At 43.6% G+C, this 25,649-nt stretch carries 3 protein-coding genes; all 3 read left to right on the top strand.

Features of this window, described 5'->3' with window-relative positions; all coding sequences use genetic code 11:
• The first annotated feature begins 26 nt into the window (after positions 1-26).
• The 3 genes from C2755_RS05870 (at position 27) to C2755_RS05860 (ending at position 25,649) form a co-directional block, all read left to right on the top strand.
• On the top strand, positions 27-902 hold the full coding sequence (locus tag C2755_RS05870) for a peptidylprolyl isomerase (RefSeq protein ID WP_215319957.1): 876 nt from the start codon (positions 27-29) through the stop codon (positions 900-902).
• Positions 899-1,432 (top strand): hypothetical protein, encoded by a 534-nt coding sequence (locus C2755_RS05865; RefSeq protein ID WP_215319955.1) that lies wholly within the window; start codon positions 899-901, stop codon positions 1,430-1,432. Before C2755_RS05870 ends, C2755_RS05865 begins: the two co-directional genes overlap by 4 nt.
• A gap of 277 nt (positions 1,433-1,709) precedes the next feature.
• Positions 1,710-25,649: an S-layer family protein gene (locus C2755_RS05860; RefSeq protein WP_215319953.1), complete on the top strand. Its 23,940-nt coding sequence runs from the start codon at positions 1,710-1,712 to the stop codon at positions 25,647-25,649.

Raw genomic sequence — 25,649 nt, 5'->3', positions numbered from 1 at the left:
TCATTTGATCGATAAATAAGCTACCCATGGCGCTCAAACAATTTGCTTTAGTGGTTTTCATAGGCATGACAGCGGCAGGTACTGTTAGCGCTCAAACCAAAACTAACGCAAAGACAGAGATTAAGTCCGAACCTCAATCAGCGACTAAGTCTGAGCCTATAGCCGATTTTGAGTTCATTGCTACCGTTAATGGTGTGCCGATTACTCAAGGCTTATTTAATCTCAACCTTCAAGCAGCACTAGCTCAGGGTCAAAAAGATACCCCCCAGTTACGTGAATTCATTAAGAATGAGCTCATTAATCGCCAACTCATTGCTCAAGACGTGGTGAAGCAGGGCTTAGATAAAGAAATAGACCTACAAGATCAGATTACACAGCTTCGTCAAAACCTCTACCTTCAGGCCTTAATAGAGGACCATCTCAAGAAGAATCCCATTACCAATGAAAAGCTAAAAGAAGAGTATGAGAAGCAAAAGCAATATCTTGGGGGTGGAACAGACCAGGCTACCCAATACAAAATTAGCCAAATTGTGCTCAAGTCAGAATCCGAGGCTATTGCAACGATCGGACGCCTGCAAAATGGCGATTCCTTTGCCAAAGTTGCCAAAGAGGCATCCTTAGATAACGCTACTAAAGCTCAGGGTGGGTCTTTGGGTTGGGTTAGTCCTGCGCAATTGGCTTCTCCAATTGCAGATGTTGTGGGAACTCTGGGTAAAGGGGGTTTTAATAAGACCCCAATCAAGCTTTCGAATGCCTGGGTCATTGTGCAATTAGAAGACACCCGATCATCCAAAATTCCTAGCTTTGATGCGTCTAAAAATCAGCTAAGACAAGCTATCATTCAGCAGTATCTTGCAGAGACTATTAAGCGTTTACGAGAGACGGCGAGGGTAGTGCAATGAAGCGTTTATTGAGCTCCTTTTTGATTTTATTGATCGCGCTTCCTGGGCTTGTTCAGGCTGGTGAAAAGATTGCTGTCCAGAATTGGGTAGCCGAACTCAATGGTCAAGTGAATGAGGCATATACCGTTAACGGACCTCAATCTTCTTTTGGGATTTTTTGCTCAGGAGAGCAGTGCCTTTTTTATCTGCATCAAAACCTACGTTGCACACCAGGAGAAAAGTATTCTGTTCTCATGAACGGACCACCGATATCTTCAGCACTCACCATGGAGTGCACACAAATCAATGGAAATCTATTTCAGATTCTCAAGCCGTTTGATGAAGTGCTCAAGGGCATTCAAAATGGAGAGGCGATTGGCTTTGCAGTCGCACTTCAATCAGGCGCATTTGCCGTTAATCGATTTAGTTTGTCTGGCGCAAACGTTGCTATCAAACGTGTGATGCAAGAGGCAGCACAAAGCAAAAAAAATAATGTAAATCCAATAGCACCAGCGCCACAAAAATCTAGTAAACCGGATATCAAAATCTAAATTCTCTAGCTATTTTCTGTAAGCGGAGAAGGTCTGAAATTACCGAATTTTATTAAAATTACTATTAATAAATTTATACCCAAAAAATAAGCCCATATGGATATTGGTCTGGCGGGAGGGGCTTAGGCTTATTTGATAAATGGGACTATTTTGCTTAAAATAGAGGGGTTAATTAGAGGCATGATTGAAGTCTTAATTAATTAAATATTTAATAACGAATTAAGTTGAAAAAACCATATGTGTAGTTTGTTTTTCAACCAACACTTTTATATTGAAAGTGTTCGGTTTAGATAAATATCTCTGGACCAAATTTTCTGATCAAAACGATCAGAAAACAAACTCAACCCGCTTTTCCCAAGGCCAGCTTTCTAAGCAAAATTTCCTCACTTTTTTCGGTCATTTGGCATTTTCTTGGTGCAAAAATTCCATCAGCACTAAAGCCAAGCAAATTTCTCTAGCCGGTCTTGGTTCAACTTTCATAGCATTTTTGGTTGGAAATTTATTCATCGGTAGTGTTGCGGCAGCAAATCCCACCGCCCCAAATCTTCCAAATGCACTCCCAACAAATGGGCAGGTCGTCGCCGGCACGGCCTCCATTTCCCAAACCCAAACCCCCGCATCTGCAGCAATGACGGTGAACCAAACTTCACAACGTGCGGTGGTGAATTGGGATAGTTTTAACGTCGGTAAAAATGCATCAGTTACGTTTAATCAACCCAATGCTAATGCTGTCACTTTGAATCGCGTCACTGGTGCAACAGCATCGATGATTGAAGGTGCTGTTAAAGCCAATGGTCAAGTCGTCTTTGTAAATCCAAACGGAGTAACCTTTGGCAAAGGCGCAGAAATTAATGCTGCTGGTGTCGTAGCCACCACTATGGATATCTCTAATAAAGACTTCATGGAAGGTAAATCGACTTACAAAGGTAACGGCAAGGGATCGGTTACCAATGAAGGCAAGATCACAACTAACGTAGATGGTGGTTACATTGCTCTGTTAGCTCCTGAGGTGCGTAATGATGGTTACCTTCTGGCTAAAAAAGGATCTGGCACCGTAGCGATGGCTGCGGGTGAGCAAATTACCCTGGACTTTAAGGGCAACTCCCTGATGTCTGTGAAGGTGGACGTTGGAACCTACAACGCCTTAATCGAAAACAAACGTGTAGTGGAAGTGAATGGCGGTTTAGTGGTGATTGCCGCAGGATCAGCTAACCAACTGATGGCCTCAGTGATTAAAAACACCGGCCGCATCTCCGCCAGCAGTATGGTCAACAACGGCGGTGTCATTGAACTGGTAGCTAATACCGTCACCCAAGCCGGTAAAGTAACGGCGAATAGCAAAATAGGCGAAGGCGGTCAGATCAATATCGTGGGTAATGACATCACGATCGCCGCCAACTCCAAAACCACAGCAACAGGCGCTACCAATGGTGGACAAGTAAACATCGGTCTAGCTGCAACAGCAGTATCTGGCGGTACTCAAATCAATGCCCAAGCCAGCAATCCAAATCAAGCTGCGCAAAATGTAAAGGCTGATGCTGATGTGGCATCTAGCAAAAACCAGCTGGCCAAAACAGTCACTATCGAAGAGGGCGCGCTGATCGATACTTCAGCTACTCAAACGGGTAACGGGGGCGTTATTGCGATATGGTCTGAAGTAAAAACCGCCGTAGCTGGCATCCTCAAATCGATGGGGGGCGCACTATCAGGTAACGGCGGATTTATTGAGACTAGCTCTAAAGGACAAGTAAGCATTGCACCTACAGCTAGTATTAACACTAGCGCTAACAACGCCACTGGTAAGGCGGGAACTTGGTTATTAGATCCAGTAGATCTGATTATTGATATATCAACAGCAAATGCCATATCTACAGCCTTGTTTAACAACAACGTCACCATTACCGTAACTAGCAATACCAACACCTGCCCAATCGGGTCCTGTACCCAAAATGGTACCGGCAGCTTAACGATTGCAAGTGGTGCCGATATCCTCAAGGCGGGCACCAATCTGACTACCTTAACTCTGAGTAGTGCCGGCATCTTTAACCTGAACGCCAATATCAGTGGTCAGAACCTGTCGGTCATCATCAGTTCCTCGATTGCATACCTGAATGTGGGTAGCTCGATCACTGCTAGTGAAGTAACCGTTCAAGCCCAAACCATCTATAGTGCTGGCAGCATCCAAACAAGTAACTACCTAGCTAACACTGGCAATACCCTAGGCAATGCCATCAAGTTATTGGCTCAGGCGATTTATGTGTCGGGCAGATTGTCAGCAAATATTGCACCAGGAGCGGGAACAGCCGGCAGTATCAAACTCACAGCCAACACGATTACCTTAAGTCCAGGGGCTAGCCTAGAAGCTAATGGAGATGAAGGTGGTCGTATTACGGTTGCCGCTAATGACTCACTCTGGAATAGCGCACTTATCCAGGTGAATGGTGGAAACGGTAGGGGAGGAACACTCCTAATTACCGCAGCAAACGATATCTATTTTGACCAAGCAAGGCTTTTAGCAAACGGCGCCGCCGATGGTGGCGTTCTAACCATCACCACGCAAGCGGGTGATGTGAATATTGCCAACTCAACAATCCAAACTAACGGCTCATCTGGCCGTGGCGGTAGCATTGGTCTGTCCGCTACCAACAATACTCAAATTGCAAACTCAGTAATCGGCGCAAACGGGTATACCCAAGGTGGCACCATCAAGATAGGCAATGATGCTACGAACGGCACATTGCCTTTTTCTATTTTGACGAGGCTTGATGGCAATACCATCATCTCCGCAGCTCAACTGGATCCAAATGCAAGCAACAAAGCCGGTGGTTATATTGAAACCTCTGGTCATACCCTAAACCTACTGTCATCCATTAATGCTGGTAGGGGCGGAATCTGGCTAATAGACCCGTATGACATCATTATCGATAGTACAAACGCAGGGTATATCTCTGCAGCTTTAAATGCAGGAACAAGCGTAACGATTACAACTTCAAGCGCTAGCAATGTATGTGGCGGTAATTCATGTAATCAGGGTGGTGCATCTGGATCATACGGCGACATTACGGTTAACAGCGCCATAGCCAAAACAAATGGTTCTGGGGAGGTAACTCTTACTCTAACGGCCGATCGCAATATCATTCTAAATAGTTCAATTAGCAACTCCTCAGGCCTTCTACATCTCGCTCTAGATTCCCAAGGCGATGGTGGCATTAGTGGTAACGGCACTATTTCAGTCAATGGCTTAGTCACCTTCAATGTTGGCGGCAATGGCAATGGCGTGTTTTCAGGGAATATCGATAGTAATGCTGGCGTTGTTAAGTCCGGTTCTGGTGCTCTGACTCTTACTGGAAATAATTCATTTACCGGTGGTTTACTGGTTAGTACGGGAACATTGACGATTGGTGGTGCCGGTACCTTGGGTGATATTTCGGGTTCGGGGGATTACCATGGCTTGCTTACCATTGCTCCCGGCGCTAGTTTTGTATTTGATAGCTCTGCAACTCAAGTCATTCATGTTGTTGCAGGCTCTGGAGATTTCATTGTTCAAGGGAGCTCTAGCGCCTTAACTATTTATGGTAACCAAGATTTCTCTGGAAATCTAACTGTAAATGGTGTTCTCAATATAGAAGGTGGATCTAATGAACCAATTTCTGGTCTTGGTAATTCCCAGTCAATCTCAATAAACAACAACGGCATCATTAATCTGGTTGGTGACGACAATTCCTTTGTTGGTTATGGATCAAGCACTCACCTAACTATTAATTTAGGCGGCTTACTTTACGCAACTGGATATAGCACCTATCACTTACCAGATATCACCCTCAATGGCGGGGTAATTGATTCGGGTTTCCCTAGCTCTTCGCCAAGACCAGTTGATTGGCGTGGCGTATTTAATTTTGATAAAACAGTTGTAGTCACCGCTGATTCCTTGGTTAGCGCAAAAACTTTGGCTCTTACAGAAGTGGGTGGAACCGTTTTTGATGTTCATTCCGGAGCCACACTCTCCGTTACCGGTATTTTCTTCGATGTGTATGGTGGGCCCAATTCATTTATAAAGCGTGGCAATGGCACACTATCGTTAACGGGCATAAACACGCAGACAGGCCCTACAATTATTGATCGGGGCACAGTTATTGTTGCTGATATGAGTACTTTTGCTGGTACCACTAGCACTCTTTATATAGGCTCAACAGGAATTCTTGATTTGCAAGGCCGGGTAACTATGGGGGCATTGACTATAGCCGCCGGCGGTCAAATTATTAATACCTTGGGTAGTCGATCTGGCATCACCGTCAACGGGGATGTTGATATTGCAGGAAGTGTTACAACAACTCGAGGTCAATCCTACAACTCTAATAACTTGTCCATTAGCGGTTCAGTCATTGCACAGGATGTAACCATACGCCCTCTAGATTTATCTCGTAGCATGACTGTTGGTGGTTCACTGAGGTTGGGCAATGATTTATTTTTAAGTACTGAAACTCTGAATCACATTTCAGCAACAAGTCTATTTCTGGGTAGCGCTCAATTAACAGGTGCATTAATCGTTAATGCAGCTCTCGAATACCAGCCAGACAATGGCGCCTTAAGAAATATTACGAATCTGACTTTATCGAGTGGTTCTAGCATTGTTTTAGGAGATAGTATTTCTACTCGTGGCGATCAAAATTACGCGGGTCCCTTGTATCTCAACTCTGGATCTGGATTACAGGTGGAGCTCTCCTCATATCTAGGAAATATTTTCTTTCAAAGCTCAGTTGATAATTTGGATGATACCTCCTCGTCTGCAGGTCTTCGTGTCTCTGCAGCCGGCGCTGTTTTCTTTGGAGGCTGTGTTGGCTGCCAAAATAGTCCAATCTCAAGTCTGACCGTAAATGCAAATAATGCCTATATAGCAGGGGATGTACATACAGTAAACAACCAAATCTATAACACTAGTATTACTTTGGGGGGTCTAGGAAGTGTCACCTTTGGCTATATTGGGCCAGGTAGCAATCGACTTCAATCTGATAGCGGCAATATATTTTTTAACGGCAGCATAGATAACAACGATTTAACTGTAGCAATTGATCTTACGGTATCGGCCCCTTTTATCAATTTCAATGGGTGTGTGGGCTGTAATAACGGCAACCTAAACAGCCTGAAAACATTTGCGATGAATGCCTATATTGCAAGTGACGTATATACCAACTACGATCAAATCTATAACAGCTTTGTTACATTCGGCGGGCTAGGGCCCCACAACGGCAGTGGGTCTAACTATCTGTTTTCTAATGCTGGCAGTATCACATTTAGTTATGCCGTAAATAATGACGACTCTAGTTACCCGGTCGATTTAACACTAGCCGCTAATGCAATCTATTTCTATGATTGCGTTGGTTGTTCTAACGGATATCTTAATAGCCTAACAACCGGTGCATATGTTACCTATATTGCTGGCGACGTCTTTACCTATCATGACCAGTACTACGACAGCAATGTAGTCTTGGGTGGTAGGGGTAATAGTAGCCCAGGTTATAACGGCCCAGGCAGAAATTGGCTTCAGTCTGTTGGCGGAAACATTACCTTCAATGGTGATCTTGATATTGGCAATGATCCAGTTGACCTTACTCTTACTTCTAATACAAGCATCAATTTCAATGGTTGCGTTGGCTGCAACAACGGCGCACTCAATAGTCTGACTACCTATGCTTCCAACACTTACATCTCTAGCGATGTTTTTACTATTGGAGATCAGACCTATAACAGTAGGGTTTCCTTGGGTGGTTATGGTGCCAGTGGAGTTGGAACTAATTTGCTTCAAGCATCTAATGGCAGTATTTATTTTGCTAACACAGTAGACAATGATTTCTTCGCCCAAGGCCCGGTTGATTTAACAGTCTCTGCCAACAATGTTGGCTTTAACGAATGCGTTGGTTGCTCTTACGGAAGTAGTCAGATGATTGCTTTGAATAGCTTGACTGTCAACGTGCCAATGGGCGGCAATATTTATATTGGTAATAGCGTTTTAACTTGGGGTGATCAAAATTACTTTGGTTCAGTAACGCTTGGGAGCATTGCGCCTTCTGGAGTAATGCCATTCCTTCCTCTACAAGGTTCTTATAACAGTGTATTTGCTTCTGTTGGAGGCAACATTAGCTTCCATGGGGTGATTGATGCAGATATTTCAAATGGATCTAGCTCCATTGATCTTGCAGTTATAGCGGGTAATGTGAACTTCTACGATTGCGTTGGCTGCAATCATCCATTAAATAGCCTTGCAGTCATGGTTTCATATCCTGGCAATCAACTCTTTAACTGGAGTGGTAGTTACGTGGGTAACATCTACCTAGCTGGCGATGTTCATACAATTAGCGATCAGAACTATTACGGGCCTGTAACGCTTGGAGCACAGGGACAAACTGCTCCATATAGCAATGTGCTTACTTCAACCAATGGCGCAATTAGTTTCTATAGCACTGTTGATAATGCTGCTGACACAGTTGATCTCACTCTCATCGCAAATAATTTTTTCTTTAATGATTGCGTGGGCTGTATTAACGGTTCGCTCAATAACATTACTATTACTCCAAACGCTTCGATTCAATCGCTTGAACTTGGTGGCAGCCTCCCAACTGGCGATGTAGTTTTCAGTCAATCTACTTTGAATTTGATTCATGCTTATACGTTCAGCATTAATGGTAGTTTGGCATCCCCATCCATCACATTGAATGCGATGGATTATCAAGCTGATGGTGATGCGCTTCAGTTCATTCAAAATCTGACCATATATGCCGGTAACGGCAATATTAATATCGCTGGTGCAGTGACAGCTCTCAGCGTTCAGACATATGTTTCAAATACCTTTAGTACTGACTATGTTCTAACAGCGCAAATTATTGCAATTCAACCTAGCGATCTTGCAAGGCATATGACGCTTGGTGGCTCTTCTGTCCCGAGCAATGAGTTATTTCTTTCTGATGCCACCTTAAATAAGTTGCATGCATATACTCTGGTGGTAGGCAATGAAAATTACACCGGCTTGTTAACGCTGAATACGATGGATCACCAGGGTGATGCAAGCGCATTTCAGCGCATAAGTGATTTAGTGGTGTTGGCTGGTAGTGGCGATATCTCTGTAGCAGGACCCATATCGATTTCAGGTGCGCTAACAATTGTTGCCGATAACTTCAGCACCGCCTATTCTTTAAGTGCTGACTCAGCTATTTATATTAAAGCCAATGATCTCTCTCGTCCTATTACCGTGGGTGGAGATAGTCGCTTAGTCGGTGATTTATTTATCAGCAATTCCACCCTAAGGTATCTAAGAACTAATTACTTGTCGATTGGTAACGATGAAAGTACTGCGGCATTAACCGTAAATGATGTTTTGGATTACCGAAACATCAGTGATAACTTATATAACATTAATATGCTTGCGCTATTGTCTGGTAGCGGCATTTTCTTGACTCGTGATATCACCACTCGCTGGAATCAGGAATACTATGGACCTGTTTTCTTAAGACCCGCATCTGGTGTCAACTCTATCACCTTGAGCATTCCAAATGGTGGGGCAATTAGTTTTTATGGAACGATTGATAATGCTGACACTAATCTTGCGGTAGATTTGACGTTAGCAGCTGGGGATATAAATAATTGGGGTGCGCAAGTTAGTTTTTATGGCTGCGTAGGATGCAACAATGGCCCCCTTGGCAGTTTGACTACATACGCGGCCAATACTTATATCTCAGGTGATGTTTTCACTTATGGCAGTCAGACCTATAACAGCAACGTCACGCTCGGAGGTTGGGGCTACAACACTCCTTATTACAATACCCCAGGCAGCAATTGGCTACAGTCTATATATGGCGACATTACCTTTAGGGGAACTGTAGATAACGACTATCGGTCTTATGGTCCAGTTGATCTTACTGTTAGCGCTATTTACATCGGCTTTGAAGATTGTGTAGGCTGCTATAGCTACGCACCCCTGAATAGTCTTACTATCAATGCTCTTGGCACATACATTTCGGGGGATATATTTACCAATGGTGACCAGATCTTTAACAGTAACGTCTCGCTTGGAGGGTGGGGTTATAACAACCCCAATTATTATGGTCCGGGTAGTAATTGGCTGCAATCATCGAGTGGAAGCATTGCATTTTATGGAGCCTTGGATAGCGACTATTTCCCGGTTGATTTAACAGTCTCCGCCTATAACAATGTCAAATTTGGTGATTGTGTTGGTTGTGCTAACTACTATGGATCGTTCGGCCTCAATAGCCTCACAGTAAACATTAGCAATAGCGGCAATATTTATATTTCAAATGTTGTATTAACCTGGGGTGACCAAAATTACAACGGCCCAGTTATTTTAACTAGTAATGGCATTTGGGGTCCTTTGCCATTCTCACAATTTTCTGATTTATACAGTCATGTACTGTCATCAGGGTATGGCAGTATTAATTTCAATGGAGCCGTAGACGCGGATATAAATAACCTATATCCAGTTGACTTAGCTATTGCAGCTCCATATATCAACTTTTATGGTTGTGTTGGTTGCAATCAGCCGTTGAATACACTCACTGCCATCGTTCCATACTCTAATACAAGCTACTACGATTATTTTTCTTATTTGGATATAGGTATGCCGGGTAATATTTATATTGCAGGTGATGTTCATACTTACGGAAATCAGAACTATAACGGGCCCGTTACATTGGGTGCATATGGTGGCCCGCCTAATTCACTTACAAACAATCTCACGTCCACTGCTGGCAATATTACTTTCTATAGCACTGTCGATAATGACTTTAGAGCTCTGGACAACTCTGAGTTAATCATTACTGCTAATAACGTAAATTTTATTGACTGTGTAGGTTGCAATAATGGATCTCTACATAGGGTAACAACATATGCAAATAACACCTATATAGCTGGCGATGTCTATACAGAGGATGATCAAACCTACAACAGCAACGTTACCTTAGGAGGTTGGGGTTACAACACTCCCGGTTATATGGGGCCAGGTAGTAATTGGCTTCAATCATTCCGTGGCAGTATTACCTTTAATGGCAATGTAGATAGCGATTATTTCCCAGCTGCTTTAACTGTTGCGGCAGATTACAGCGTGAACTTTAATGGTTGCGTGGGTTGCAATGGTTATTTCCCTATTTATAGCCTTGTAACATTCGCCCCCTTTACTTATTTAGGTGCCGATGTTCACACGATTTATGACCAGGCTTACAACAGCAATGTTGTTCTGGGTCCGAATGCTAATTTTCTTCAGTCCGTATATGGAAGTATTGCATTTGGAAGTCAGGTGGATAACTCAGACTCTAGCACTCCAGCTAGCCTTTACATTCTGGCTAATAATGTGACCTTTGCTGATTGCGTTGGTTGTAATAACGGTTCATTGAATACTATCTCTATTCAACCAAGTGATTTAACTCTTTCAGTTACTCTTGGTAATGATTCAGGCTCTCCAGGCGGCATGTATTTCGATACTGCAACGCTTAATAAACTCCATACAAACACCTTAATTATTGATAGCAGTCAAGGTTCTGGTAGTTTGACTCTGAATTCAATGGACTATCGTAATAATGGTGATGCTCTCCAATACATTTCTAATTTAAGTTTCTATTCAGGAGAGGGCGGACTGAATATTGCCGGCCCAATTGCAATATCCCAAACACAGTCATATTCCACCAATAGCTTTGTTAGCAACTACGATCTGTTGGCTTCGTCAGCCATTTACATACAAGCTATAGATACAAATATTCCAGTCACTCTTGGTGGAGATAATGGTAAAGGTGGTGATTTATTCATCAGCAATGCAACACTTAAGAATTTGCACACTAATTCTTTGGTTATTGGTAGGAGCGATAGCGCTGCGACTCTAACGGTAAATGACACGCTAGATTATGTTTCAGGCAATAACCTTCAATATATCAATAATTTATATTTATATTCAGGCTATAACGGTATCGTTTTAACTCACGATATCACCACTCGTGGTGATCAGAATTATGGGGCGGCTGTATATCTCGCACCTGCTACTGGTAGCGCAATCAACTTGAGCACCGCTAGTGGAGGCAATATTGTTTTCTCAGGTGCTATAGATAATATTGATCCTGCCACTCCAATTGATCTTACCGCTACAGCAGCTCTAGTTAGTATGTATGGCTGTGTTGGTTGTGGGGCTGATTTAAATTCCCTTACCGTCAATGGCAATAGTCTTGTTTCAGAATCTGTTCTTACAAAATACGATCAAAATTACTATGGATATTTAAATATCTCTCCTTATTACAATGGAACCAATATTGCATTATTCAAGTCAACATCTGGTTCAATTGATTTTCATGGGTCGATTGGTGGGTATGATGGATGGGGCTTTGGTACCCTAACTGCCATCGTTGGAAATGCAGGAGAAGTGCGTTTCAGTGGTGAAACCGCTGGCTGGGAGGGCTATGGATACAATGGCCAACCAGTTGGAAGTATTAACATTCAATCTAATACTTTTAGTGCTCCATATGCATTAACTGCCTATTCAAGCATCAGCATAAAGCCTAGTGATTCATCGCGGTCAATTAGCGTTGGCGGCCCAGAAGTTATAGGCAATTTATATCTAAGCAATACCACTCTGAATCATCTTCATGCAGATACATTACTGATTGGTGATACCAACAGCACAGGTATTTTGACGGTAAATAGTGCTTTAGACTATCGCCAAAGTAATTCTAACCTTCAGTACATCAATAATTTGGCGCTGATGTCGGGCATGTCTGCTGGAATCATTCTTGCTGACAACATTACTACTCACGGCAATCAAGACTATATTGGCCCAGTCTATTTAGCGCCCAACAATGGAACTTTCATTGCCTTAAGTACATTGCGTAATGGAAATATCACATTCGGAAGCACGGTGAATAACTTTGATCCCTCAAGCCCGATTTCTTTGAGTGCGCTAGCCTCATTCATTAACTATTCTGATTGCATAGGTTGCAATAACTCTCCACTGAGAAGTTTAAATAGTAATGCGTTTGCCAGTTATATCGCAGGTGATATCAGAACAGTCGGCAATCAAGACTACTCTTCAACAGTTTCTTTTTCGGGGCCGAATAGTTGGATGCCGGGCCCAGGAGCGTACAACCTGCAGTCAGATAGCGGCAATATTACTTTCCGTGGAAATGTACAAAATACAAATGCTGATCAGCCTGTAGATCTTTTAGTATCTGCTGCCTCAATTAGATTTAATGGTTGCGTTGGTTGTAGCAATAGCCCTTTGAATAGCCTAACCATCAACGCAAACAATACTTATATTAGTAGTGACGTTCATACGTATGGCAATCAAATTTATAACGGCAGCATATCTCTTGGGGCAAATGGAAATTCCTATGGCTCAAATAACAACTTCCTTGAATCTGTCAGCGGCTTAATTAGTTTTTCAAGCAATATAGACAATGCTTTATGGCAGGCTAATCTCGCCCTAGTGGCAAACAGCATCATTTTCAACGGTTGCGTAGGTTGTATTAGTCCCCTTGGCACTATTTCCATTCAATCAAGTGATATATCAATTCCAATTACATTGGGGGGCTTAACTGGCTCGTTCGGTGACTTATTCTTCGGTAGAGCGATGCTCAATAGACTGCACGCGGATACTCTCGCTATTGGCAGCATCAATAGCACTGGATTGCTCACTCTAAATGGCCTGGACTATCGTAATGGTGGGGATGCATTAGAAAACATTTCCAATTTGTACGTATATGCAGGATCTGGCGGCTTAAATATTGCCGGCCCTGTTTCGATATCCGGTACTCAGTCCTATACATCTAATGTCTTTACTACTTCCTATGATCTAGGTGCTGACACTATCGTTATACAAACTAGCGATCTAACTCGACCAATTACCCTTGGCGGCGCCCTTCATTTGGGTGATGACTTATTGATTGACAACAATACCCTGAGTCATCTTCGTGCTAATACACTGATTGTGGGCAATTGGGGCAATTGGGGTAGAACGGCGCCTATTGTTGTGAACGAAGTGCTTGATTATCGCCCTGGTAATAATCTTCAGTACGTGCGCAATCTTTGGCTTAATGCTGGTGATCCAGGAATTTTTGTGCGCTATGACATTACTACTGCTGGAGATCAAAGCTATGGCGGCCCCCTTTATTTGTCTCCAGCATCAGGTAATTCGATATCTCTTAGCAGCTTAGAGGGCGGTAATGTTGAATTTTGGGGCTCAGTTGATAACGCAAGCCCAGCTCAACCCGTCAATCTGACTGTTACAGCTAACAATGTTAATTTCTTTAACTGCGTTGGTTGCAATCCAGCGTCTGGTCCATTGGGTGGGCTAACTAGCAATGCAAATAACACCTACATTTCTGCTGATGTTTATACAATCGGTGATCAAAATTATCATGGTGCGGTTACTTTGGGGGCCTATGGTGGCGCGATAGATTCGCTTACCAATACACTGAGCTCTACCAATGGCAATATTAGTTTATACGGCGCAGTCGATAATGATATCGAAGGGGCGGGCGCTTCTGAGCTCATTATTTCAGCAAACAATGTGAACTTTTACGGTTGTGTGGGTTGCAACAACGGCCCACTGTTTAGCCTTGATGCAAATACCTTAGTAACTTACATTTCGGGCGACATTTATACCTTTTTAGATCAAACCTACCATGGCTCTGTATTGCTAGGTGGAAATGGTAATAATGGCCTTGCTAGCAATACCTTGCATTCTGATGTCGGTAACATTAACTTTTATGGCGCCGTAGATAATTCGGATCCAAGCTTGCCGGTTAATCTTACAGTGACAGCTCAATACATCATCTTTGAAGACTGTGTTGGTTGCAATAACGGCCCGCTTGGTAGTCTTACCACTGTTGCCAACAACGCTTATATTTCTGGTGATGTTCTAACTGTCGGTGATCAAACCTACTTTAGTAGTGTCACATTAGGGGGTTTGGGCTATAACACCCCTGGTTATAGTGGTTTAGGAAGTAATTGGCTTCAATCATCCAATGGCAATATAACCTTCATGGGTACAGTCGACAATGACCGGGATAATGCTTATGACCGAGTAGATTTAACTGTTTTAGCTAGAAACGTTTCATTCAATGGCTGTGTAGGTTGTTCATATGGAAACTATCTCAATGCAGGCCTTAATAGCCTAAGAGTGGAAGTGCCGGATGATGGCTCTATTTATATAGACAGCACAGTACTTACCTGGAATGACCAAAATTACTATGGCGCAGTGAGATTGGGTGGTAATGGCGCTTACTCAGATTTTTATATTGGCCCCATTACAACATCAGTCGGCAATTTATTTGAATCGGCTTATGGCAATATCAATTTCTACGGCACTGTAGATAATGCGAATATAAATAATCCAGTAGATATGGCGGCAATTGCTCAAAACGTCAGTTTCTATGGATGTGTTGGCTGTAACCCAGTCACCGGACCTTTAAATAGTCTTACTGTGATGGTTCCTTATGTAGGTAATGATTATTCTTACTATGGATGGAATTACCAGTACCCAGGCAATATCTATATTGCGAGCGATGTAAACACCATTCATGATCAAAACTATATTGGACCAGTAACGTTAGGTGGGGGAGGGTGGAATGCTCCCGGCAGCAATACGTTCTTTTCGGCCCAAGGAAATATTAATTTTGGCGGTACTGTTGATAATGACAATCCTTTTGCCCCAGTTGACTTAACTGTTAATGCATTTTTAGTGAATTTCTTTGATTGCGTCGGATGTAATGTTAATTACCTTCAAAGCTTAACTGTTACAGCTGATAGCACTTATATTGCAAGCGATGTTTACACCATCAATGATCAGTATTACAACACCTCGGTGACTTTGGGCGGTTATGGAAATAATGCCGGCCCTAATAGCAATACTCTGTATTCCGATATGGGTGCTATTACCTTTGCCAATAGCGTCGATAGTGATAGTTATTGGGGCAGTGGCCCATCCAATCTAAATGTAGTTGCCTCATATATTAATTTCTCTGGCTTAGTGGGCTTTGGACAAGCCTTGAATAGCCTTACAACTGGTGGATATGATTCTCATGTATACATTTCAGGAGATGTCTACACTATCGGCGGACAGGATTTCTTCAGCGCTGTTACTCTTGGGGGTCAAGGCCTCAACAGTCCCGGAACAAACTATCTCTCCGCTAGCAGTGGGGGAATTAGTTTCTATGGCTCAGTTTCAAATGCAGCTGCTCCCGTTGATCTGACTATTTCAGCGTCCGCAATTAATTTCTATGATTGCGTTGGTTGCAATAATGGCCCGCTTAATAGTTTGACAGTCAATGCAGCCTATACAACTTATATCGGCGGCGACATCCATACAGTAAATGACCAGACCTATAACAGCGCTGTTATTTTGGGAGGATGGGGGTCTATTGAGGGCGGTAATTTACTCACTTCAGACCTTGGCACTATTACTTTTAATTACGTGGTTGATACCCCCAATCGACCAACTGATTTGTACTTAGCCGCCAATACCATCATCTTTAATGATTGTGTTGGCTGTAATAATGGTTCGTTTAATGCTGTCTATATCCAGCCTAGTGACCTAAGTCGCTCGATCATCGTTTCTGGGAACGACATTGATCCAGGGTCTGATTTGTATATTGGTGATGCCATGTTGGGACAAATTCATGCGTATACCTTATATATCGGCAATCCTCTGAGTACAGCACCCTTAATTGTTAATGGCGCATTAGACTATCAATCAAATTTACAGAATGTTATTGGCTTGACGCTTGCCTCGGGCAGCAGTGGCGGCATCTATTTGACGGATAACATCAGTACTAGTGGCGACCAAAACTACTATGGGCCCGTATATTTATCGCCAACTACCGGTAGTTCCATAACATTGTTTGCCAATAGTTCAGAGAGCCGTGTGAATTTCTGGGATGTAGTCTATAGCTACCCATCACAAAATGATTTGATAGTCACTGCTGGAAGTAGCGTTAATTTCTACAACTGTGTTGATTGTGGAATATTCAAACTCAATAATTTGACGGTTAATGCCCCCTACATCTATCTTGCAAGCGATGTATTTACTAGCGGAGACCAGAGTTATAACGGTGCAATCAACTTAGGCGGTAATGGCTATTCCGCATTTGGTAGCAATATTCTCCATTCTTCGGGTGGCACCATTACATTTGGCGGTACGGTAGATGTAGATGCTGAGCGTGGCTATGGACAAGTTGATCTGAAATTGATAGCCAATAACTTAAGCTTTAATGGATGTATTGGTTGCAACAATGTGCCCATGAATAGTGTGACCATCTATCCATCTGACCCAACGCTTTCGATCTCGGTTGCTGGATTAGATAACAAAGCAGGCTGGGACTTGTACTTGAGTGATGCAATGCTCAACGCTATTCACACTAACAATTTGATTATTGGCAATCCAGATAACATCGCCCCTCTTATTGTTAATGGCCCTTTAGATGGGGCTGGAAGTAACTTATACAACGTTTATAACTTGACTCTTGCCGCAGGTAGCGGTGGGATCATTCTTAGAAATGACATCACAACAAATGGTAGCCAAGAGTACTTTGGTCAAGTGTATTTAGCTCCATCGTCGGGCTCTATTAATTTGATATCTTTGTATAGAGCCAGCATTACTTTTGGTGGGTCAGTTGACAATGTAGATTCCGGTCTCCCTGTTAACTTAGCTGTTGCTGCCAATAATATCTACTTCCGTGACTGCGTTGGTTGTAACAACGGGCCTCTTGGTAGCTTGAACGTCAATGCCTTGAATACTTATATTTCAGCTGATATTAGTACTGCGCAAGCGCAGACCTATAACGGCTCAGTGACATTAGATGGAGATGCTATCTTAAGTGGCGGTGACATTCTTTTCTCAGGCGATATCTTTTCAAATGGGGCTTACGGCCTATCCGTCAATGCTATCAATGCCTCATTTACGAATGTTAGCGACCTAACCCATTTAAATTTACAAATTGCTAATACAGCTACTATTTCAGGTGCATATTCTGGTAATGGAGACCTTACACTTGGTGGAGCGGGCATCCTCACGTTGCCTGGTGTCAATACCTATACTGGCAATACCAACATCACTCTTGGAGTCACTTTGGCTTTAGTTGGATCTGGCTCTATTGCTAGTTCTTCAGCGGTTAATGTAGACGGTGTATTTGATATATCCCAAGCTACTGCGCCGGTATCTATTAAGGCATTAAATGATTTCACATCATGGGCGGGTTACGGACTGGTCTCCCTGGGAAGCAATACTCTGACGATTGGCTCCGCTTCTGGAGTAGGGAGCTTTAGTGGTGTTATTCAGGATGATGGTCAAACTGGCGGTAATCTAGTAATTACGGGGGATGGATATACCCAAACTCTCTCAGGCATTAATACTTACATCGGCACTACCAATATTACTCAAGGCGCTACTTTGGCTCTCGTTGGCGCTGGTTCAATAGCTAATTCAGTATCCGTCAATGTTGATGGCGTTTTAGATATTAGTGGCTTAGGCTCTTATTCAATATTGGACTTATTTAACTCTACATTACCTTGGACAGGTGATGGCACTGTTTACGCAACAGATTCTACTGTCAATTTAATGTTAGACGGTGGTGGGCTTTGCTTAAATGGCTGCCCAGCTCCTGCGCCATTCTCTCTGACTCCAGCTTCCGGCCGATCGATGATGGTGATAACACCAAGTGGAAGCACAACCGATATTTTTGGAATAGATGACGCATTGCACTTGACCCCCGGTTCTATGCTTTCTCAGGTAAGTGGTGGCACAACAAATTATGGATTTATTACAAAACAAGTTTATCTTCGAGCCGGTAAATATTCATTTGCTTGGGCTTATGCTGCTAATGATTACCTCCCCTACCTGGATGGAGTATTTTTCTCCATCTCTGGCTCTGGTACCAACAGCGCAGTCCTTTTATCAAGGAATGGCGGCCCAAGCTCTGCGAATACCGACGGTTATCCGGCTGGTGTTGTCATTCTTCCAAGTTTTGGTTCTACTACATGGATTAATCAGTCAATCGTTGTGCCGACAAATGGCAATTATCAGATTGGCTTTGGCAGTTTTAATCACTCAGACACAAACGTTGATCCCTATTTTTTCGTTTCTAGTAATTCCGGAACGTATTCAGGGGCACCTTTAGTGGGCGGGTCTTTAACTACCAATATTAAAAACTTCACGGGATCAGGTGTCGTAACTCTTGGCGCTAATACCTTGGCCATTAGCAATACCTCTTCAAAAGTATTCTCTGGCAACATCATTGATGGCTTAAATGGCGTTGGTGGCGGTATTGCCATCAATCAAGGGGTGCAGACACTTTCTGGTCAGAATAGCTATACAGGTAATACGGTAATCAACAATGGTGGCCTTTTGTTGGTCGGTTCTGGTTCCTTGGGTAACACTTCAAGTTTGTTGACCATTTCTAACGGTTCGCTGAATGTTGATAACGGTAATTTAACCATTGGCTCCTTATTTATGAGTGGTTCAAGTTCGTTCATCAACGTTTCGAATGGTGATTTAAATGTCGGCAATGGCGCCACTATTGCAGGTAGTATCAATGCATCCAACAATCAAACTTATAGCGGTTCTGTTGTTCTAGGTAGCGATGCAATCTTAAGTGGTAATAGCTTTATCTTTAGATCTACGATTGACGGAAATTATGACCTCAGTATTAATGCTGCTGGTCAAGTGAAGTTCTATGACACCGTTGGCGGCAATCGTGCGCTCAATAACTTATATGTTCAAGCCGGTGATCGCATCGTGCTCTATAGCGATGTCATCACGAGCTACGATCAAGAATATGGCGGCCCAGTCCAGATCGGCCCATGGAGTGGCGGCACTGTAACCCTGACTTCTAATAACGGTTCGATCTATTTTGACTCGACCGTCGATAGCCATGGTCCTGATAATCAAGGGGGCGGTAATCTAAGTTGCGTTACAGCCTATGCTGATGGAGGCGTTTACTTTTATGGGGATGTAGGCTTAACTAAGCCATTAGCTTCACTAGAAGTATTTGCTACTACATATATTGGTTCATCCATAAGCACAAGTGGATACCAGAAATACGAAGGTGACGTCTACTTACTTGGTGATGTATCGCTAAATACAAATAATTCACTCATTAAATTTGCATCTAGCGTTAATTCCTACGGTAGCTATACCATACCAAGCGTTACTTTTTATCTAACAACAGACGGTACGGGTATTAGTTACACATGGACAGGTATAAAACAGGCTGGTCAATATATAAATGGCTATTACTGCGATTTCTGTGAAATTCCACTTGGAGTTAATGGGGATAACTTTAATGACAGAGTTCAATCGATATTAGTTGGCCCGAATAGCTCATTTACATTATTTCAACATGGCGGCCTAGGTGGTTGGAGTCTGTCATTTGCGAATTCCGCTTCCCAGTCGATATTATTTGTCCCCCAATATACAGATGGAAGTAGCTTTCTATTAAGTGCTATTGCTGGACACAATGGAGGTGGAGCTTCCTTGGTGATAAATGCCGGATCTGGAAAGGTTTCACTTTTGGGTGCAGTTGGAAATATCCATTCTTTATATGATTTGACCGTCAATGCCGGCAGAGTTGATATTAGAAATGATGTCACCACCACTAATGATCAAACCTACAACGCACCAGTCCAGATCGGCCCATGGAATGGCGGCACTGTAACCCTGACTTCTAATAACGGTTCGATCTACTTTGACTCGACCGTCGATAGCCATGGTCCTGATGGCCAGTGGAACGGTAACCTTAGCAACCTCAATGTCTACGCTGATTACGGTCAAGTGAAGTTCTATGACACCGTTGGCGGCAATCGTGCGCTCAATAACTTATATGTTCAAGCCGGTGATCGCATCGTGCTCTATAGCGATGTCATCACGAGCTACGATCAAGAATATGGCGGCCCAGTCCAGATCGGCCCATGGAATGGCGGCACTGTTAATACTGTATCTACTAATGGCAATATTTCATTCCATTCAACCTTAGATAGTCATGGACCGAATGGGGATTGGAGTGGTAACTTAAGTAGTCTGGGAATTGGCGCAGACAATGGAGTGGTTAGGTTCTACGGAGAGGTTGGCAACAATCAACAACTATATTATCTGTATATCCATGCTGGCCGAATTGTCCTCTACAACAATGTTGATACATTATCTGATCAGACCTATCTTGGCCCGGTTCAAATTGGCCCATGGAGTGGTGGCTCTGTAGTACTAACCTCTGGAAGCGGCAATATATTCTTCGGCTCCACTGTTAATAGCCATGGTGCAAATAATCAGTGGGGCGGCAACTTAAGTGATCTTACTGTTGCGGCAAATAATTTCTCATTTGCTGGGGAAATAGGTGGAATTTATCCTCTATCCAGCCTATACGTATCAACATCTGAGAGTATTGGTGTAAGTGCAAGCGCACATACTACTGGCGATCAAAATTACGTTACTAACTATTTCTTGATGGGAGACTCAGCCTCATTAAATAGCTCTCAAGGTAATATAGTTATCAGCGCCGCGCGCTTTAATAATTTAAATAACGCAGGAAATTCTATTAATACTCCTATGGGGTATTGGCAGATCTGGAGTTCTAACGCCTCCCCATTTGATGCAGATGTAGGCGATCAGTTGGGTGGATTGGTGTATGACTACAAACAGTATGGAGCAAATTACAACAGTCAAATGGGTGCTCATGCTGGCAATGGCTATTTGTTGAGTTATGTTCCTCAACTGACCATATCTTTGGTAGGTGATATTTCTAAGGAATATGATGGTAACTCGGGTATCAGCTTGAGTAGCGGAAACTATTTAATATCTGGAATGAGTCCGGGTGACTCTGCGCAGGTGTCTTCAATTTTGACTAGTTATATCGGTGGAGTAAATCCCTCGTATGCAGGCATTGACAAGCTTGTTATTGTTGAGGGCATTTCAGTTGATGCGTTAAGTATTAATGCCAAGCCAGTTTATGGATATACCTTGGCTGCTAGTACTGTCATGGCAAATATTGGCATTATCTCGCCTAAATCTATCGTGATCACGAATACTGCTAGCTCCACTACCTATGATGGAGCTACTAGCTATGCCGGCACCATGACTGCTGCAGGTTACGGTCATACCGCCTTGGTAGGAGCTGATGCGATTGGCTCAGTTACCCAAACTGCTAGCATTGGTGGCAGCACCGTCACTGGCGTTGCTCAGGCCGGCACCTTTACCTCCACCCCAAGTGGGGCAGTACTCTCTAGTGGTATTGCAGATAACTACAGCTTCTCTTATATCGGTGCTACCAATACTGTTGCTAAGGCTGACTTAACGATTGCTGCAGTAGCTAGCCTAACTGGCAATACCTATCGCGGCACTGCCTACACCGGTACTTATACAACTACCGCCTTAGGCTCTGATGCCAGCGGAATTACCGTTACTGGTCAAGCCACTGGTATTAATGCAGGCACCTATACCTCTAACTTATCAGCTAGCGGGGCGGTCCTGTCTAACTACAATTTACAAGCTCCTATAAATGCAGATTTAGTGATCTCGCCTAAATCCATTGTGATTAGCAACACCGCTAGCGCTACCACCTATGATGGCGTGACTAGCTATGCCGGCACCATGACTGCTGCAGGTTATGGTCATACTGACTTGGTAGGATCTGATGCGATTGGCTCAGTTACCCAAACTGCTAGCATTGGTGGCAGCACCGTCACTGGCGTTGCTCAGGCCGGCAGCTTTACCTCCACCCCAAGTGGGGCAACGCTCTCTAGTGGTATTGCAGATAACTACAGCTTCTCTTATGTTGGTGCTACCAATACAGTGGCTAAAGCCAATCTAACCATTGCTGCAGTAGCAAGCCTAACTGGCAATACCTATCGTGGCAGTGCCTACACCGGCACTTATACAACCACTGCCTTAGGCTCTGATGCCAGCGGTATTACCGTTACTGGTCAAGCCACCGGTATTAATGCAGGTACCTATACCTCTAACTTATCAGCTAGCGGGGCGGTCCTGTCTAACTACAACACACCAACGATTACTAATGCAGATTTAGTGATCTCGCCTAAATCCATTGTGATTAGCAACACCGCTAGCGCTACCACCTATGATGGCGTGACTAGCTATGCCGGCACCATGACTGCTGCAGGTTATGGTCATACTGCATTGGTAGGTTCTGATGCGATTGGCTCAGTTACCCAAACTGCTAGCATTGGTGGCAGCACCGTCACTGGCGTTGCTCAGGCCGGCACCTTTACCTCCACCCCAAGTGGGGCAGTGCTCTCTAGTGGTATTGCAGATAACTACAGCTTCTCTTATATCGGTGCTACCAATACTGTTGCTAAGGCTGACTTAACGATTGCTGCAGTAGCTAGCCTAACTGGCAATACCTATCGCGGCACTGCCTACACCGGTACTTATACAACTACCGCCTTAGGCTCTGATGCCAGCGGAATTACCGTTACTGGTCAAGCCACTGGTATTAATGCAGGCACCTATACCTCTAACTTATCAGCTAGCGGGGCGGTCCTGTCTAACTACAATTTACAAGCTCCTATAAATGCAGATTTAGTGATCTCGCCAGCCCCGTTAGGTATTGAAGTAACTGGTACTTATTCTGGCACGCGTAATATCACTCCAAGCTCATTTGCTGTAACCGGTTTAATGTCTGGAGATACTGTTAGATCTATTGTGAGTGCCAATCTTGCAGATGCAAACGTTGCCTATGGTAATAACTATATAACTTCAATTTCTGGCGTATCAGGCACTGCGGTAATGAGCAATTACTACATTACTACGACATATAACCCCACACCTAATACCAGCACTACCAATGCTGCGACTATTACACCCGCTAACTTGGTTATTACAGCAACAAATGATGCCAAGTTTGTAACTCAAACAGACTTAGTAGGGTCTGCCAACAATTGTGGCCTCAATACTGCTTGTGCGGGTGGATATATGGGTGTGACCTATAACGGCTTTGTAAACGGCGAGAATAAAGATGTACTGATTGGCTCACCTACAGTTATTCGTACAAACGCAGGTACTGAAGAGGCTCGGGTATATGCTGGCGTATTGAAAGCTAGTGGTCTAAGTGCAACTAACTACAGCATTAGTTACATTAATGGTGATTACGTTATTGCTCCAGCAAAAACCTTGCTGGTTCGCGTAACACCAGCTTCACAGGTATATGGATCTAATCCAACCTTCACAGTAAAAGCGCAATATTTGGATGCAGACAATAGAACCATTATCGACTTAACCCCAAGTATTAATGGCTCTGCTGTAAGTATCGTGGATGGTGCTAGCGGCGGGGCGAACTTTACACTTTCATTGGCAGGGGCAACCACTAGCACTTCTGGCAATATTAATGTTGGTGGCTATAACCTTGCGGCCACAAACTCTACTGTGACTGGCAATAACTTTAATTCTCTAACAGTAGTGGGCTCCAACACTATCATTCCTTATACACTCAGACCTAACCAGCTTGGCATCTCAGGTGTAAGCAAGGTTTACGACGGTAATATTAATATTGGTGGATTAGTTTTAAATGTGGATCCAACACTTTCGACAGTATTAGGATCCGGCGTATCGAAGGATAAGGTAACTATTATTGGCTCAGGTACATTTGATAATCGCAACGTTGGAGTCAGCAAGGCAGTGGATATCAATCTCACACTATCGGGTGATGATGGCGGCAATTATGTCCTAGCAACCAATGCCTATAGTGCGAATATCGGTACGATTACCCAGTTGAACTCCGTAAGCTATGTTGGCGGTGTTGGCGGAAATTGGTCAACCCAATCTAATTGGGCGGGCGGGGCGATCCCAACTCTCAATAACGTTGCCAATGTCTATATTCCGGTTGGCAGTTCTGTTGTTTATGACGTGGCTGCCGTTAATGCAGGCGGAGCAATGATAAGTAATATCATTAATAACGGCACCTTAACCATTAATGAATCGACCAACACTATGATTAGTAACTCACTGGGCGGCAGCGGTATCTATGCGCAAATTGGTAGCGGTATATTGACGATTGCTGGTAACAATAATCAAGTCAATCCAGGCCCATTGACTGGTCAAATTTCAGTGGCAAATGGTAAGACCCTGATTCTGGCCAATGCAGATGCTTTGGGTAATGGCTCTATTCTGTCTGATAACGGCAGAGTAGGTCTTGACGCCAGCATTACATTGCGTTCTTTCACCGTAAATGGTCCAGTAACACTCATATCCGACATCAAAACTGTTGATAGTCAACAGTATGGTGGTGCGGTTACCCTGAGCTCTGGTACTGCTAATGTGCCGATGGTGATCAGTAGTCAGGACGGAAATATTGCCTTCTTGAGTACCGTTAATTCAGACTCAGAGAATCGCTCGTTAACCATCAACGCTTTGTCTGGCAAAGTGACTCTGACTGATACTGTCGGCTACTTATCTCCTTCTAGATTAGCTAAGGGGCCATCTATCTATGATCTTGCGATCAATGCTAAAGACATTCTTTTGAAGGGCGATGTCTATACCTTAAATACGCAGACTTACAACGGTGCTGTAGTAATTTCAGATAACGGGTCGAATGGGCTTACTCGTACATTCTTGTCGGAGGATCCAAGCATTACCTTCTTAGGAACAATCGATGATTCCCTGAATATTACCCACACCCTTAGTGTCAAAGCGGTCTCATTTGATGCTAATCAAGTTCCGCTAATTACCTTTAGAGGCGCCATTGGTTCAATCGTTCCGCTTGGTGGTTTGGTTGTGGTTACCGAAATGCATCTAGATCCAGATCCAGCTAAACCAGGTACGCCTGCAGGTGATATCACTATCGGCGCTGGTATATCAACTATTGGCCCGCAGACTTATTCTGGCAATGGCATCATTCTTGATCCAGCACCAGGCGCAGGCCCAATCTATTTAACAACCAAAGATGGTGCGATCCTGCTTTATGGGGTTAACGGATTACGCGATGATTTAGCGGCATACGTAAGGGCGGGGGATGGCTCAACTCCCGTCGCAGTTCAAAATACCGTACCTAAAGTTGCAGTAGCTCAGCCCTCTTCACGGGTTTTAGGATCCTATATTCCACCATTGGATCCAGAGGATGAGTGGTTTAATCCAGCGCGTTATGGGTTGGATTCCAATGTATCCGTTGGCGAGCCAAGTACTATTGTTCCTTGTGAAGTTGAGCTGACTGAGGAGTGTGTAAAGGGTTGA

Origin of the sequence: Polynucleobacter sp. MWH-S4W17, from assembly GCF_018687535.1 — a bacterium.
Classification (GTDB): Bacteria; Pseudomonadota; Gammaproteobacteria; order Burkholderiales; family Burkholderiaceae; genus Polynucleobacter.
The sequence above is the reverse complement of the archived record's forward strand: the minus strand, read 5'-3'. Positions and strand labels throughout refer to the sequence as shown.